The organism is Pseudomonas sp. HD57-3 (genome assembly GCF_056113135.1).
The window spans coordinates 2,214,846-2,231,311 of sequence record NZ_CM148568.1; the positions used below are offsets into that span (position 1 = coordinate 2,214,846).

Below are 16,466 nucleotides of genomic sequence, written 5' to 3' on the forward strand. Positions count from 1 at the left end.
GGGATGTCGGGGATTGGCAGATTGGCGGCAGGATCACGCGACTTGATCGTTCCCACGCTCTGCGTGGTAACGCCGCCATGGACGCTCCGCGTCCACTGTGACGCGGAGCGTCACGGTATGCATTCCCACGCGGAGCGTGGGAATGATCATGAAAGGGAAGTCAGCCCTCGACCGCCGGAATATGCCCAAACAACTCCTGAGCAAACGCCACCCGCTCTTCAACCGACTCCGTCACTCCACGCGCCTTCAGCTCTTCCAGATGCGCTTCCACCGCATGGGTACGCAACGTCAGCCCGCAATCATTGGCAATCTGGATATTCAGCCCCGGCCGCGCATTCAACTCCAGAATCAGCGGGCCTTTCTCCTGGTCCAGCACCATATCCACACCGATGTAACCCAGACCACACAGCTCATAACAACCGGCCGCAAGCTTCATGAAACCGTCCCAGTAGGGCAGTTGCACGCCGTCCACCGCGTTGGTGGTGTCCGGGTGTTTGGCGATGATGTTGTTCAGCCAGGTGCCGCGCAAAGTAAGGCCGGTGGCCAGGTCGACGCCGACGCCGATGGCGCCCTGGTGCAGGTTGGCCTTGCCGCCGGATTGACGGGTCGGCAGGCGCAACATCGCCATCACCGGGTAGCCCATCAGCACGATGATGCGGATGTCCGGTACGCCTTCGTAGCTGATACTTTTGAAGATCTGGTCCGGGGTCACCCGGTATTCGATCAGCGCCCGGTCGCGGTGGCCGCCCAGCGAATACAGGCCGGTGAGGATGCTGGAGATATGATGCTCCAGCTCTTCGTGGGCAATGATTTTGCCCGATACCGTGCGATAGCGGCCCTCGAAACGGTCGGCGATGACGATGATGCCGTCACCGCCGGCGCCCTGGGCCGGCTTGATCACGAAGTCGTTGCGCCCGCCGATGATCTCGCCGAGCTTGTCGATTTCCTTCTCCGTGGAAATCACGCCATACAGTTCCGGCACGTGAATGCCGGCCTTGATCGCGCGTTCCTTGGTGATGATCTTGTCATCGACGATCGGGTACAGGCTGCGCTTGTTGTACTTGAGCACGTAGTCGGCGTTACGCCGATTGATGCCCATGATGCCCCGGGCTTCTAGGGCCTTCCAGGTCTTCCAGAAACCGAACATCAGGCGTCAGCCTTCTTCAGGAAAGCCTTGAAACGTACGAGTTCAGTCAGGCGATAACCGCGATAACGACCCATGGCCAGCATGAAGCCCACCAGAATCAGCAGGATCGCCGGGAAGGTGAACACGAAGTACACCAGCTCCGGAACGGTCATGATCAGGTGCGCCAGGGACGCTGCGAACAGCGTGCCGATCGCCACTTTCATGGCATGGCTGGCGCCGCGTTCTTCCCAGGTGATCGACAGGCGTTCGATGGTCATGGTCAGAATCACCATCGGGAACAGCGCCACCGACAGGCCACGCTCCAGACCGAGCTTGTGACTGAACAGGCTGATCGCCGCAATCAGCACCACCACGAAGGTCAGCACCACCGACAGGCGCGGCAGCATTTGCAGCTTCAAGTGTTCCAGGTACGAGCGCAGCGATAACCCGAGCGCGGTGATCACGGTAAACAGCAGGATGCCGAAGCCCAGTTGCGTCTCGCGGAAGGCCAGGGCGATCAGCACCGGCGTGAACGTGCCGAGGGTCTGCAGGCCGATCAGGTTGCGCAGGATCAGGATCACCAGCACGCCGATCGGGATCATCACCATGATCATGAAGGTCTGCTGGGTTTGCAGCGGCAGGCCGTACAGCGAGTATTCGAGGAAGTTGGCGTCGGTGTTTTCGTCAGTCAGCTTGGCCAGACGAATCGCGTTCATCTCGCTGTTGTTGAGGCTGAAGGTCACGTTGGCTTTCTTGCCGCCGTCGACGGTGATCAGGTTTTCATCACCGCTCCACCACAGCAGGCGATCGGTCGGCAGGCCTTGCTCGCCGGTTTCCGGGTTGAAGTACAGCCAGTCGGTGCCGTTGAAACTGCGCAGCCACAGTTCTGGGGTTTGCGGCTGATCGGCGACAAGGCGGATGGTGTGGACTTTTTCCACCGGCACGTGGGCGATGGACAGCAGCAGTTCGACGATTTTGGCTTTGTGCGGCGTCGACGGATCGCCGGCCAGCAGCAGTTTCACGTTGTCGTCGTTGACGTTGTTGACGCGTTTGATCGCCTCGCCAATGAAGGTCTCGACGTCGGCCGAGTGCTGGCGGATAGGGGCGAGCAGGGCTTCGGCGGCGATCTTTTCCGGGCCTTCGATGGCCATGCTGTCGCGGAACGTCGGGCCTTTGACCTTGGTTTTCTCGGCGGTGTAACGCTTGGTCAGCACCAGACGGTAATAAAGGGTCTGGTTGCCCTTGGCCCGGCGCGCCGACCAGGTGACCTTGCGGTTGCCGTCGACGCGGTTGACCGCCACCCCGTAATTGTTGGAGATGAAGCTTTCATTGAGGCTGACGTAATCGCGGCTCAGGGGCGGCACGAACATCTGGATCTTCACCGGATCCTTGGTGCTGGCGACGAACTCGACCTTGGCGTCGATGTTCCACAAGTCGTCGGTGGCGTCTTCGGTCACCGGAATGCCGAGCACGAAAATCTGATAGGCCGTAACCGAAACGCCCAGCAACACCAGGATGGTGATCAGGACTTTCAGGTGGAAGGTTAGAGAACGCATGGAAATTACTCGGCGGTATGAGCGGCGATGGCGCAGGCGGGTTTGCCGGCAGCGTATTTAAGACTGGGATCGACCAGCGCATCGAAGCGTTTCAGCGCCTCGGAGCCGATCAAAAGCGGGTATTGGAACGCACTACGGTCGGTCAGGTTCACTTCGATGCTGCGCATTGCCGAACCCATGCAGATGTCCAGCTCGATCACCGGGCGGGCGGTGTACTTCTTGCCTTCTTCCGGATCGTAGTCGCCGGCGCGGCGCTTGATCTTGCTGACCCGGGCCAGCGGCCGTTCGATCGGGTGCGAATGCGCGGCGTCGATGGCCAGGTAGAAACGTACCCAGGACTCGCCGTTGCGTTTGAAGCGTTTGATGTCGCGGGCGCTCAGGGAGGCGGTTTTCGCCCCGGTGTCGAGTTTCGCCGCCACTTCCAGGTTGATCCCGTCGAGGGCAGCGTATTCGTTGAGGCCGTACACGGTCTTTTCCCCCGCCGCAGCGAGGCCGGGCAGGCAAAACAGTGCAAAGAATGTGGGGAAGGGCTTGAGTCTCATAAATCCTGGCGAGCAGCGTTCCGTTCTCGGTTCAGGGCCATGGCATCAGGAAATCCTGTCTGCCCATGCGCCTTCGTGTGCCTATCAGCTTTTTATGACAAGCCGTGCAAATGACTCGCAAATGCGGGCGGCATTCTAGCACGGTGGTTTTATGGCGCCAGCGCCGGGACCGGTCTATAACCCTTGGGGCTGATACCAAGGCTTATTAGACGATTGTCGACAATCTCTATTTATCCTTTGACTGATGCGGGCTGATTCGCTAGTTTTTGCCGCATTGGATTTGAAGGTGTCGACAATATGCTGGGTCAACTCGATCCCCCGGTGATCAGCGGCGACGATTCCGAGACGCTCTCGGAAAACGTCTTCCGACGCATCCAGGCGGCCATCGTCAAAGGCGAGATCGCCCCGGGCAGCAAGATCTCCGAGCCGGAACTGGCGCGCACCTACGGCATCAGCCGCGGTCCGCTGCGCGAGGCGATCCATCGGCTGGAAGGCCAGCGTCTGCTGGTGCGCGTACCGCACGTCGGTGCGCGAGTGGTGTCGCTGAGCCACGCCGAATTGCTCGAACTCTACGAAATCCGCGAATCCCTCGAAGGCATGGCCTGCCGTCTGGCGGCCGAACGCATGAGCGTCGAAGAAATCGACGAGCTGCGCCGGGTGCTGGAAACCCACGAACGCGATGCGGCGTTTCAGGCCGGTGTCGGCTACTACCAGCAGGAAGGCGATTTCGACTTTCACTACCGGATCATCCAGGGCAGCGGCAACCGCACCCTCACGCAAATGCTCTGCGGCGAGCTCTATCAACTGGTGCGCATGTACCGCATCCAGTTTTCCACCACGCCCAACCGCCCGCGCCAGGCCTTTGCCGAACACCACCGGATTCTCGATGCCATCGCCGACCGTGACGGCGAGCTCGCGGAATTGTTGATGCGCCGTCACATCGGCGCCTCGAAACGCAACATCGCCCGTCACTACCAGGACGGCGCCGACAATAAGACAGCCACTGAACGAGGTGAGTCATGAGTTCCAACAAGAGCACTCCAGGCCAGCGTTTCCGCGATGCGGTCGCCAGCGAACATCCGTTGCAAGTGGTCGGGGCGATCAACGCCAACCACGCGCTGCTGGCCAAGCGCGCCGGTTTCAAGGCGATCTACCTGTCGGGTGGCGGGGTGGCCGCCGGCTCCCTCGGCGTGCCGGACCTGGGCATCACCGGCCTGGATGACGTGCTGACCGACGTGCGCCGCATCACCGACGTCTGCGACCTGCCGCTGCTGGTGGACGTGGACACCGGTTTCGGCGCCTCGGCGTTCAACGTGGCGCGCACCGTCAAGTCGATGATCAAGTTCGGCGCGGCGGCGATTCACATCGAAGACCAGGTCGGCGCCAAGCGCTGCGGCCATCGTCCTAATAAAGAGATCGTGACCCAGCAGGAAATGGTCGATCGCATCAAGGCTGCCGTCGATGCCCGCACCGACGACAGCTTCGTGATCATGGCGCGCACCGACGCGCTGGCCGTTGAGGGTCTGGAATCGGCACTGGATCGCGCCGCCGCGTGCATCGAGGCCGGCGCCGACATGATCTTCCCGGAAGCCATCACGGAACTGGAGATGTACAAACTGTTCGCCAGCCGCGTGAAAGCGCCGATCCTGGCCAACATCACCGAATTCGGCTCGACGCCGCTGTACACCACCGAGCAACTGGCCGGCGCCGACGTGTCGCTGGTGCTGTACCCGCTGTCGGCGTTCCGCGCGATGAACAAGGCGGCGGAAAACGTCTATACCGCGATCCGCCGCGACGGCACTCAGCAGAATGTCATCGACACCATGCAGACTCGCATGGAGCTCTACGATCGCATCGATTACCACACCTTCGAGCAGAAGCTCGACGCGTTGTTTGCGGCGAAGAAGTAAGCCGCGACCGTACTCCCTAATAAATTCAAGATTGGAGACAACAATGGCCGAAGCAAAAGTACTCAGTGGCGCCGGGCTCCGGGGCCAGGTTGCCGGGCAAACCGCACTGTCCACCGTGGGCCAGGCCGGTGCCGGGCTGACCTATCGCGGCTACGACGTACGCGAACTGGCAGCAGACGCACAATTTGAAGAAGTGGCATACCTGCTGCTCTACGGAGAGCTGCCGACCAAGGCACAGCTCGCCGACTACCAGAACAAACTCAGCAAGCTGCGCGACCTGCCGCAAGCGCTGAAAGAAGTGCTGGAACGCATCCCCGCCGACGCTCACCCGATGGACGTGATGCGCACCGGTTGCTCGTTCCTGGGCAACATCGAGCCGGAGAAAGACTTCTCCGAGCAACGCGACAAGACCGACCGCCTGCTGGCCGCGTTCCCGGCGATCATGTGCTACTGGTATCGCTTCAGCCACGACGGCAAACGCATCAATTGCGTGACGGACGAGCAGTCCATCGGCGGCCACTTCCTGCACCTGCTGCACGACAAGAAGCCGAGCGAACTGCACGTCAAAGTGATGAACGTGTCGCTGATCCTTTACGCCGAGCACGAATTCAACGCCTCGACCTTCACTGCTCGCGTGTGTGCTTCGACCCTGTCCGACCTGTATTCCTGCGTCACGGCAGCCATCGGTTCGCTGCGCGGCCCGCTGCACGGCGGCGCCAACGAAGCGGCGATGGAAATGATCGAGCGCTTCTTGTCGCCGGAAGAGGCGATCAAGGGCACCCTCGGCATGCTCGAACGCAAGGACAAGATCATGGGCTTCGGCCACGCGATCTATAAGGACAGCGATCCGCGCAACGAGGTGATCAAGGGTTGGTCGAAAAAGCTCGCCGACGAAGTGGGCGACAAGGTGTTGTTCGCGGTCTCGGAGGCCATCGACAAGACCATGTGGGAGCAAAAGAAACTGTTCCCCAACGCCGACTTCTACCATGCCTCGGCGTACCACTTCATGGGCATCCCGACCAAGCTGTTCACCCCGATCTTCGTCTGCTCGCGCCTGACCGGCTGGGCAGCGCACGTGTTCGAACAGCGCGCCAACAACCGCATCATCCGTCCAAGCGCCGAGTACACCGGCGTCGAACAGCGCAAGTTCGTGCCAATCGACCAGCGCTGACCGGGGAGGGCGCCGGCACAGGCGCCCCCTCTTTGAAACTACCGTGACCGAGTCCTGACCGATGAACACAGAATTTCGCAAGAACCTGCCCGGCACGCCGCTGGACTTTTTCGACGTCCGCGCGGCTGTCGATGCGATCCAGCCGGGCAGCTACGACACCCTGCCGTACACCTCTCGCGTGCTGGCGGAAAACCTCGTGCGTCGCTGCGACCCGGCCACGCTCACCGATTCCCTGAAGCAACTGATCGAGCGCAAACGCGACCTCGACTTCCCGTGGTTCCCGGCCCGCGTGGTGTGCCACGACATTCTCGGCCAGACCGCGCTGGTGGATCTGGCCGGCCTGCGCGACGCGATTGCCCAGCAGGGCGGCGACCCGGCGCAGGTCAACCCGGTGGTGCCGACCCAACTGATCGTCGACCACTCGCTGGCGGTTGAAGCGGGCGGTTTTGACGCCCAGGCGTTCGAGAAGAACCGCGCCATCGAAGACCGTCGCAACGAAGACCGTTTCCACTTCATCAACTGGACCAAGAAGGCGTTCAAGAACGTCGACGTGATCCCGCCGGGCAACGGCATCATGCACCAGATCAACCTGGAGAAAATGTCTCCGGTGATCCAGGTGCGCGACGGCGTGGCATTCCCGGATACCTGCGTCGGCACCGACAGCCACACCCCGCACGTCGATGCGCTGGGCGTGATCGCCATCGGTGTCGGTGGACTTGAAGCCGAGAGCGTGATGCTCGGCCGCGCGTCGTGGATGCGTCTGCCGGAAAGCGTCGGCGTCGAACTGACCGGCAAGCTGCAACCGGGCATCACCGCCACCGACATGGTGCTGGCGCTGACCGAATACCTGCGCAAACAGAAAGTCGTTGGTGCGTGGCTGGAGTTCTTCGGCGAAGGTGCTTCGGCACTGACCCTCGGCGACCGCGCGACCATCTCCAACATGGCCCCGGAATACGGCGCCACGGCGGCGATGTTCTACATCGACCAGCAGACCATCGATTACCTGAAACTGACCGGTCGCGAAGACCAGCAAGTGCAGTTGGTCGAGCAGTACGCCAGGCAGATCGGCCTGTGGGCTGACAGCCTGAAAGGCGCGCAATACGAGCGCGGGCTGACCTTCGACCTGTCTTCGGTGGTGCGCAACATGGCCGGCCCGAGCAACCCGCACGCCCGTGTGGCGGTGTCGGATCTGGCGGCCAAAGGCATCGCCGGTCAGTGGGAAGACGTGCCGGGGCAAATGCCCGACGGCGCGGTGATCATCGCGGCCATCACCAGTTGCACCAACACCAGCAACCCACGCAACGTGATCGCCGCCGGCCTGCTGGCGCGCAACGCCAACAAGCTCGGGCTGACCCGCAAACCGTGGGTCAAGTCGTCGCTGGCGCCGGGCTCGAAAACCGTGGCGCTGTACCTCGATGAAGCGGGGCTGACCACGGAGTTGGAGCAACTCGGTTTTGGCGTTGTCGCCTTCGCCTGCACCACCTGCAACGGCATGTCCGGCGCGCTGGATCCGGTGATCCAGCAAGAGATCATCGACCGCGATCTGTACGCCACCGCTGTGCTGTCCGGCAACCGCAACTTCGACGGCCGGATTCACCCGTACGCCAAGCAGGCATTCCTCGCTTCGCCGCCGCTGGTGGTGGCTTACGCGATTGCTGGCACCATCCGCTTCGATATCGAGAAAGATGTGCTGGGCGTGGTCGACGGCAAGGAAATCCACCTGAAAGACATCTGGCCGAGCGACGAAGAAATCGACGCGGTGGTGAAATCCTCGGTCAAGCCCGAGCAGTTCCGTCAGGTCTACATTCCGATGTTCGCCATCCATGAGGACACCGGCCCGAAAGTCACGCCGCTGTACGACTGGCGCGAAATGAGCACCTACATCCGCCGTCCGCCGTACTGGGAAGGCGCGCTCGCCGGGGCGCGGCCGCTCAAGGGCATGCGCCCGCTGGCGGTGCTGCCGGACAACATCACCACCGATCACCTGTCGCCGTCGAACGCGATCATGCTCGACAGCGCCGCCGGCGAATACCTGGCGAAAATGGGCCTGCCGGAAGAGGACTTCAACTCTTACGCGACCCACCGTGGTGACCACCTGACCGCGCAGCGCGCGACCTTCGCCAACCCGAAACTGTTCAACGAAATGGTCGTGGAAAACGGCAAGGTCAAGCAGGGTTCGCTGGCCCGCGTCGAGCCGGAAGGCCAAGTGATGCGCATGTGGGAAGCCATCGAAACCTACATGGAGCGCAAGCAGCCGCTAATCATCATTGCCGGCGCCGACTACGGTCAGGGTTCTTCCCGCGACTGGGCGGCCAAAGGCGTGCGTCTGGCGGGTGTGGAAGCGATTGCCGCCGAAGGTTTCGAGCGCATTCACCGCACCAACCTGGTGGGCATGGGCGTGTTGCCGCTGGAATTCAAACCGGGCACCGACCGCAAGACGCTGGGCATCGACGGCAGCGAAACCTACGACGTGATCGGCGAGCGCACGCCGCGCGCCGACCTGACGCTGGTAATTCATCGCAAGAACGGCGAGCGCGTCGACGTGCCGGTGACCTGCCGCCTCGACACCGCCGAAGAAGTGTCGATCTACGAGGCCGGCGGCGTGCTGCAACGCTTCGCCCAGGACTTCCTCGAAGAGTCGGCGGTTGCCGTTTAAATCAATCGATGTGGGCATGGGACTTCAAGTCCCATGCCTTCGTTAAGGAGCACCATGGCTCACGCACCGCAAATAAAGATCCCCGCCACCTACATGCGCGGCGGCACCAGCAAAGGCGTGTTTTTCAGCCTCAAGGATCTGCCCGAAGCCGCGCAGATTCCCGGCCCGACCCGTGACGCGCTATTGCTGCGGGTAATCGGCAGCCCCGACCCGTACGACAAGCAGATCGACGGCATGGGCGGCGCCACCTCCAGCACCAGCAAAACCGTGATCCTGTCGAAAAGCATCAAGGCCGATCACGACGTCGATTACCTGTTCGGTCAGGTGTCCATCGACAAGCCGTTCGTGGACTGGAGCGGCAACTGCGGCAACCTCTCGGCGGCGGTCGGTTCGTTCGCCATCAGCAACGGTCTGGTGGACGCCAGCCGCATTCCGCACAACGGCGTGGCGGTGGTTCGCGTGTGGCAGGCCAACATCGGCAAGACCATCATTGCCCACGTGCCGATCACCAACGGCGAAGTCCAGGAAACCGGTGATTTCGAACTCGACGGCGTGACCTTTCCGGCTGCCGAAGTCCAGGTCGAGTTCATGGACCCGGCGGCGGAAGAAGAGGGCGGCGGTGGCTCGATGTTTCCCACCGGCAACCTGATCGACGAGCTGGAAGTCCCGGGCGTCGGCACGTTCAAGGCGACCATGATCAACGCGGGTATCCCGACGATCTTCGTCAACGCTGAGGACATTGGTTACACCGGCACCGAGCTGCAGAGCGCGATCAACAGCGATCCGAAAGCGTTGCAGATGTTTGAGACGATTCGTGCTTATGGCGCGCTGCGCATGGGGCTGATTTCGAATCTGGATGAGGCGGCCAAGCGACAACACACGCCGAAGGTTGCGTTTGTCGCCAAGCCTGCGGATTACGTGGCCTCGAGTGGCAAGGCGATTGGCGCCGGGGATGTGGATTTACTGGTGCGGGCGTTGTCGATGGGCAAGCTGCACCACGCGATGATGGGGACGGCGGCGGTGGCGATTGGCACCGCAGCAGCTATCTCCGGCACTTTGGTCAACCTCGCGGCCGGTGGCGTTGAACGCAACGCCGTGCGCTTCGGGCATCCGTCCGGGACGTTGCGTGTCGGGGCTGAGGCGAGTCTGGAAAACGGTGAGTGGGTCGTGAAGAAAGCGATCATGAGCCGTAGTGCGCGCGTCCTGATGGAAGGTTACGTCCGCGTCCCGGGTGATTCGTTCTAATGAACAACCGGTGAGAGCGAGCCCGTTCGCTCTCACCGCCATGCATATTTCAATAAGAAGAAAATTAGCCCTGAACCGAGGTCCCATCAACGAACCACTTTGAAGAGTGAATCGAACATGAGCGCCAACGTCGACCTGAACAACCGCCCCGACTACGACCGTGTCCTGCAGGACATCGCCGATTACGTCCTCACCTGCAAGATCGAATCAACCGAAGCCCTCGACACCGCCCGCAACTGCCTGATGGACACCTTGGGCTGCGGCCTGTTGGCCTTGCGTTTCCCCGAGTGCACCAAACACCTCGGCCCAATCGTCGAAGGCACCGTCGTCCCATTCGGCGCCCGAGTCCCCGGCACCTCCTATCGCCTCGACCCGGTCAAAGCCGCGTGGGACATCGGCTGCATCGTGCGCTGGCTCGATTACAACGACACCTGGCTCGCTGCCGAATGGGGGCATCCGTCGGACAACCTCGGCGGGATTCTCGCGGTGGCCGATCACCTGTCGCAAAAGCGTTTGGCCAATGGTGAAGCGCCGCTGACCGTGCGCGACGTACTCGAAGCCATGATCATGGCCCACGAAATCCAGGGCGTGATCGCGCTGGAAAACTCGTTCAATCGCGTAGGTCTCGACCACGTCATTCTGGTGAAAGTGGCCTCGACTGCCGTGACCGCCAAACTGATGGGCGCCAAGCGTGAGCAGCTGTTATCGGCGTTGTCCCATGCGTTCGCCGACGGCCAGGCATTGCGCACGTACCGGCATGCGCCAAACGCCGGCTCGCGAAAATCCTGGGCGGCAGGGGATGCATCGAGCCGGGGTGTGCGGCTGGCGGATATCGCGATGCGCGGCGAAATGGGGATTCCCGGCGTATTGAGTGCCAAACAATGGGGCTTTTACGACGTTTTGTTCAGTCACACCAACAACGATCTGGCGCTCAAGCCCGAAGACAAACGCACCTTCAGTTTCTCGCGGCCGTTCGGCAGTTATGTGATGGAAAACGTGCTGTTCAAGATCAGCTTCCCGGCAGAATTCCACGCGCAAACCGCCTGCGAAGCCGCCGTGACCCTGCATCCGCAAGTGCGCAATCGTCTGCATGAGATCGACCGGATCGTCATCACCACCCATGAGTCGGCGATCCGCATCATTTCCAAGGTCGGGCCGCTGGCCAATGCCGCCGACCGCGATCACTGCCTCCAGTACATGACCGCCGTGCCGCTGGCGTTCGGCAATCTGGTAGCCGAGCAGTACGAGGATGATTTCCACAAGGCCCATCCGGTCATCGATGTGCTGCGCGAGAAAATGGTCATCGTCGAGGATCCGCGCTTCACCCGCGAATACCTGGAAGCCGACAAACGCTCGATTGCCAACGCGGTGCAGGTGTTTTTCAAGGACGGTTCGAGTACGGAAAACGTGGTGGTGGAGTACCCGATCGGACACCGTCGGCGTCGGGCCGAGGGCATTCCATTGCTGGAGGACAAGTTCAGGGCGAACCTGGCCACCCGTTTTACCGGGCAGCGCAGCGGGGAAATTCTTGCGTTGTGCAAGGATCAGGCGCGGCTTGAGGCCACGCCGGTGAACCGGTTTGTCGATTTGCTGGTTATTTGAAACGCCGCTCCACGCCTTTTTCCACGAGGATCTTCGCGGAGATTTCTTCAACGGAGAAATGCGTGGAGTTGATGTTCGGGATGTTCTCTCGGCGGAACAGGTTTTCCACCTCGCGCACCTCGAACTCGCACTGGGCGTAGCTCGAATAGCGGCTGTTGGGCTTGCGTTCGTTGCGGATCGCGGTAAGGCGGTCCGGGTCGATGGTCAGGCCGAACAGCTTGTGCTGGTGGGCGCGCAGGGCGGCCGGCAGTTGCAGGCGTTCCATGTCGTCTTCGGTCAGCGGGTAGTTGGCCGCGCGGATGCCGAACTGCATCGCCATGTACAGGCACGTCGGCGTCTTACCACAACGCGACACGCCCACTAGTATCAGGTCGGCCTTGTCGTAATAGTGCGTGCGGGCGCCGTCGTCGTTGTCGAGGGCGAAGTTCACCGCCTCGATCCGCTCCATGTAATTGGAGTTGTGACCGATGGAGTGGGACTTGCCGACGGTGTAGGAAGAATGCTCGGTCAGTTCCTGCTCGAGCGGGGCAAGGAACGTCGAGAAAATGTCGATCATGAAACCATTGGAGGTTGCGAGAATCTCACGAATGTCCTGATTGACGATGGTGTCGAAGATGATCGGCCGGAAACCGTCGGTTTCAGCGGCTTTGTTGATTTGTTGTACCATGGCCCGCGCTTTTTCAACGCTGTCGATGTACGGTCGCGTGAATTTGCTGAAGGTAATGTTTTCGAACTGCGCCAGAAGGCTTTGACCCAGGGTTTCGGCGGTGATGCCGGTGCCATCGGAGATAAAGAAAGCAGATCGTTTCATTTGCACCTTGGGCCTTAAGCTAGTGACGAATCTTGGATATGATAGGCGCGATTTGCCGGCCGCCATTGGCCCGCATTCTCACTTATTTTCCAGGTCCAGGCCATACAGCCGGCCAACGCTCCCCCGAGCCGCCGGTTTCTGAGCTTTTCCAACACAGTTAGTGGAGAGATCACCTTGGTAGAGTACGTAGTTTCCCTCGATAAGCTCGGCAAACACGATGTTGAGCATGTGGGGGGCAAGAACGCATCCCTGGGCGAGATGATCAGTAACCTGGCCGGTGCCGGTGTTTCGGTCCCCGGCGGCTTCGCCACCACGGCGCAAGCCTATCGCGACTTCCTGGAACTGAGCGGTCTGAACGATCAGATCCACAAGGCCCTAGATGCGCTGGACGTCGATGACGTCAATGCCCTGGCCAAGACCGGCGCCCAGATCCGCCAATGGATCATGGAAGCCGAATTCCCTGAAAAACTGAACACCGAGATCCGCACCGCGTTCGCCGCGCTGTCGGCCGGTAACCCTGACGTGGCCGTGGCCGTGCGTTCCTCCGCCACCGCCGAAGACTTGCCGGACGCTTCGTTCGCCGGTCAGCAGGAAACTTTCCTGAACATCCGTGGCGTTGAAAACGTCATCCGCGCGGCCAAGGAAGTGTTCGCTTCCCTGTTCAACGACCGTGCCATTTCCTACCGCGTCCACCAGGGCTTCGACCACAAACTGGTCGCCCTGTCGGCCGGCGTGCAGCGCATGGTGCGTTCGGAAACCGGCACCGCCGGCGTGATGTTCACCCTTGATACCGAATCCGGCTTCCGTGACGTGGTGTTCATCACCGGCGCCTACGGCCTGGGCGAAACCGTCGTACAAGGCGCGGTGAACCCGGACGAATTCTATGTCCACAAGGGCACGCTGGCAGCCGGTCGTCCGGCGATCCTGCGTCGCAACCTGGGCAGCAAGGCCATCAAGATGATCTACGGCGACGAGGCCAAGGCCGGTCGTTCCGTGAAAACCGTTGATGTCGACAAGGCCGAGCGCGCGCGTTTCTGCCTGACCGACGCTGAAGTCAGCGAGCTGGCCAAGCAGGCGATGATCATCGAGAGGCACTACGGCTGCCCGATGGACATCGAGTGGGCCAAGGACGGTGACGACGGCAAGCTGTACATCGTGCAGGCCCGTCCGGAAACCGTGAAGAGCCGCACCCAGGCCAACGTCATGGAGCGTTACCTGCTGAAAGAAACCGGCACTGTGCTGGTGGAAGGTCGTGCCATCGGCCAGCGCATCGGCGCCGGCAAGGTGCGGATCATCAAGGACGTGTCCGAGATGGACAAAGTCCAGCCGGGCGACGTACTGGTTTCCGACATGACCGACCCGGACTGGGAACCGGTCATGAAGCGCGCCAGCGCCATCGTCACCAACCGTGGTGGCCGTACTTGCCACGCGGCGATCATCGCCCGTGAGCTGGGTATTCCTGCAGTCGTCGGTTGCGGCAACGCCACCCAACTGCTGAAGGATGGCCAGGGTGTGACCGTGTCCTGCGCCGAAGGCGACACCGGTTACATCTTCGAAGGCGAACTGGGTTTCGACATCAAGAAGAACTCCGTTGACGCCATGCCGGAGCTGCCGTTCAAGATCATGATGAACGTCGGCAACCCGGACCGCGCCTTCGACTTCGCGCAGCTGCCGAACGCCGGTGTGGGCCTGGCCCGTCTGGAATTCATCATCAACCGCATGATCGGCGTACACCCAAAAGCGCTGTTGAACTACGACGGCCTGCCGCAGGACATCAAGGAAAGTGTCGACAAGCGCATCGCCGGTTACGACGATCCGGTCGGCTTCTATGTCGAGAAACTGGTTGAAGGCATCAGCACCTTGGCCGCTGCGTTCGCACCGAAGAAGGTCATCGTGCGTCTGTCGGACTTCAAGTCCAACGAATACGCCAACCTGATCGGCGGCAAACTGTACGAGCCGGAAGAAGAAAACCCGATGTTGGGCTTCCGTGGCGCTTCGCGTTACATCAGCGAATCGTTCCGTGACTGCTTCGAACTCGAATGCCGTGCGCTGAAACGCGTGCGCAACGAGATGGGCCTGACCAACGTCGAAATCATGGTGCCGTTCGTCCGTACCCTCGGCGAAGCCAGCCAGGTTGTGGATCTGCTCGCCGAAAACGGCTTGGCACGTGGCGACAACGGTCTGCGCGTGATCATGATGTGCGAACTGCCATCCAACGCGATCCTGGCTGAAGAATTCCTCGAATTCTTCGACGGTTTCTCGATCGGTTCCAACGACCTGACTCAGCTGACACTGGGTCTGGACCGTGACTCCGGGATCATCGCGCACCTGTTCGACGAGCGTAATCCGGCGGTCAAGAAGCTGTTGGCCAACGCGATTGCCGCGTGCAACAAGGCCGGCAAATACATCGGCATCTGCGGTCAGGGCCCTTCGGACCACCCGGACCTGGCCAAGTGGCTGATGGAGCAGGGCATCGAAAGCGTGTCGCTGAACCCGGACACCGTGCTGGAAACCTGGTTCTTCCTTGCCGAAGGCCAGGCGGCGGAATAAGCCGTGAATGAAGCCCCGGCCCGTTGAACCGGGTCGGGGCTTTAAGATTGAAGTAGGGCGAGCTCTCCGGATGCCGCCCTTTTTTGTGCAAGAGCATTATGCAAAGCAGCAGCAACCTATTTCCTGTCGCCCTGATCAGCGCCGAACGACGCGGTGATCTGAGCGAAGACGTTTATCGTTTGAAACCGGGCAACAGCCCTGACTGGTCCGTAGAAATCGCGGTGACCCGTCTCGGCATGGCCGATGAGCCGGCGTCGCGCGGCGTGCCGGTGATCTTGCTGCACGGCAGTTTTTCCAACCGGCGCTTCTGGTTTTCGCCGAAGGGCCTGGGCCTGGGCGCGTATCTGACGCGTCTGGGCTTCGATGTGTGGATCCCGGAAATGCGCGGTCACGGTCTGTCCCAGCGCAACGAGGACTACCGCCGCAACCGCGTCGCCGACTATGCCCGTTACGATCTGCCGGCCATTGCCGCGTTCGTCCGTGAGCAGAGCGGGCAGATTCCGCACTGGATCGGCCACTCGCTGGGTGGCATCACGTTGGCGGCTGCGCTGGGCGGCGAATACCTCGGTGAGCCGGCGGTGGCCTCGGCCGCGTTTTTCGGCACCCAGGTCAGTCGCACGTACTGGCCGCTGAAGATTCCGCCGGTGGAGTGGAGCGGGCGCTTCATTCTCAAGCGTTTTGCCCAGTTGTCCGGTTCGCGACTCAAGCGCGGCCCCGAGGACGAGCCGATCGGCCTGGCGCTGGAAAGCATGCGCTGGTACGGACTGTTCGGTCGTTTCGGCGACAAGGACAAGGATTGGTGGGCAGGCCTTGCCGATGTGCAGGTGCCGGTGCTGGCAGTGAGCGCGGCGGGGGATCATCAGGATCCGGCCTGGGCGTGCCAGAAGCTGTTCGAGCAGATCGGTTCCGAGCACAAGCAGTTCATCAACCTGGGCCGTGAGCAGGGTTTCAACGATCAGTTCGGCCATGTCGAAATGCTGGTCAGCAAGGCGGCGCAGGCTGAGGTCTGGCCGCTGGTGGCACGTTGGCTGGCGGACCAACAGACGCCGTTGCTCGGCGAGAAGCCGGATCTGGCGGCAGCGGTCTGAACGCGCCCTGAAAAGGGCATTTCGTTCGAGTCGGCTTGCGGCTAAGATATGACGCATTGGACGGTTCTGGTCATATTTGGTGACTGTTTCGCTATTACGTTTCAGCTTGTGTTCAGGTTCGTTCAGCGACCATGACATGGGCTAAGGTAAACAGCGACCGCGGAACTCGTTTCAAAAGAGTGCGACATCCTTGATCGTCTTCCTTGTTA

Annotated in this window: 12 protein-coding genes; 8 read left to right on the forward strand and 4 right to left on the reverse strand. The window is 61.3% G+C overall.

Going from position 1 to position 16,466, the window contains the following annotated elements; translation table 11 throughout:
- Window positions 1-160: 160 nt before the first annotated feature.
- The 3 genes from AC0R79_RS10090 to rloA are packed head-to-tail and all read right to left on the reverse strand — an operon-like array spanning window position 161 to window position 3,224.
- Complete coding sequence (locus AC0R79_RS10090) at window positions 161-1,147, reverse strand: alpha-L-glutamate ligase-like protein (RefSeq protein ID WP_474734274.1); 987 nt, start codon at window positions 1,145-1,147, stop codon at window positions 161-163.
- The gene (rloB, locus tag AC0R79_RS10095; protein ID WP_039769978.1) at window positions 1,147-2,682 is read right to left on the reverse strand and encodes an osmotic stress tolerance membrane protein RloB; all 1,536 of its coding nucleotides are present in this window, start codon (window positions 2,680-2,682) and stop codon (window positions 1,147-1,149) included. Before rloB ends, AC0R79_RS10090 begins: the two co-directional genes overlap by 1 nt.
- Before the next feature lie 5 nt (window positions 2,683-2,687).
- Entirely contained in the window at window positions 2,688-3,224 is a 537-nt protein-coding gene (gene rloA, locus AC0R79_RS10100; protein WP_011333239.1) for a retropepsin-like aspartic peptidase RloA, read from the reverse strand.
- Between the two features lie 300 nt (window positions 3,225-3,524).
- Between rloA and AC0R79_RS10105 the strand changes: the two genes are divergently transcribed.
- The 6 genes from AC0R79_RS10105 to prpD all read left to right on the forward strand — a co-directional run bounded on the left by AC0R79_RS10105 (window position 3,525) and on the right by prpD (window position 11,808).
- The gene (locus AC0R79_RS10105; RefSeq protein ID WP_474735083.1) at window positions 3,525-4,247 is read left to right on the forward strand and encodes a GntR family transcriptional regulator; all 723 of its coding nucleotides are present in this window, start codon (window positions 3,525-3,527) and stop codon (window positions 4,245-4,247) included.
- The gene (gene prpB / locus AC0R79_RS10110) at window positions 4,244-5,134 is read left to right on the forward strand and encodes a methylisocitrate lyase (RefSeq protein WP_007951973.1); all 891 of its coding nucleotides are present in this window, start codon (window positions 4,244-4,246) and stop codon (window positions 5,132-5,134) included. The genes AC0R79_RS10105 and prpB overlap by 4 nt, the downstream gene beginning before the upstream one ends.
- A 43-nt stretch (window positions 5,135-5,177) precedes the next feature.
- Complete coding sequence (gene prpC / locus AC0R79_RS10115; RefSeq protein ID WP_474734277.1) at window positions 5,178-6,305, forward strand: bifunctional 2-methylcitrate synthase/citrate synthase; 1,128 nt, start codon at window positions 5,178-5,180, stop codon at window positions 6,303-6,305.
- A gap of 61 nt (window positions 6,306-6,366) precedes the next feature.
- On the forward strand, window positions 6,367-8,961 hold the full coding sequence (gene acnD / locus AC0R79_RS10120) for a Fe/S-dependent 2-methylisocitrate dehydratase AcnD (protein ID WP_474734279.1): 2,595 nt from the start codon (window positions 6,367-6,369) through the stop codon (window positions 8,959-8,961).
- 54 nt (window positions 8,962-9,015) lie between these two features.
- Window positions 9,016-10,206, forward strand: a complete 1,191-nt coding sequence (gene prpF / locus AC0R79_RS10125; RefSeq protein WP_249484553.1) for a 2-methylaconitate cis-trans isomerase PrpF — start codon at window positions 9,016-9,018, stop codon at window positions 10,204-10,206.
- Between the two features lie 117 nt (window positions 10,207-10,323).
- Complete coding sequence (gene prpD, locus AC0R79_RS10130; RefSeq protein WP_474734281.1) at window positions 10,324-11,808, forward strand: 2-methylcitrate dehydratase; 1,485 nt, start codon at window positions 10,324-10,326, stop codon at window positions 11,806-11,808.
- On the opposite strand, the gene ppsR is transcribed toward prpD, so the two are convergent.
- Window positions 11,801-12,619: a posphoenolpyruvate synthetase regulatory kinase/phosphorylase PpsR gene (gene ppsR / locus AC0R79_RS10135; protein WP_007951980.1), complete on the reverse strand. Its 819-nt coding sequence runs from the start codon at window positions 12,617-12,619 to the stop codon at window positions 11,801-11,803. The genes prpD and ppsR overlap by 8 nt on opposite strands.
- Before the next feature lie 174 nt (window positions 12,620-12,793).
- Here ppsR and ppsA point away from each other — a divergent pair, with 174 nt between their 5' ends.
- A complete protein-coding gene (ppsA, locus tag AC0R79_RS10140) occupies window positions 12,794-15,169 on the forward strand; it encodes a phosphoenolpyruvate synthase (protein ID WP_127797401.1) in 2,376 nt (791 codons plus the stop codon).
- A 98-nt stretch (window positions 15,170-15,267) separates the two neighbouring features.
- Complete coding sequence (locus AC0R79_RS10145; RefSeq protein WP_474734282.1) at window positions 15,268-16,257, forward strand: alpha/beta fold hydrolase; 990 nt, start codon at window positions 15,268-15,270, stop codon at window positions 16,255-16,257.
- Window positions 16,258-16,466: the final 209 nt, after the last annotated feature.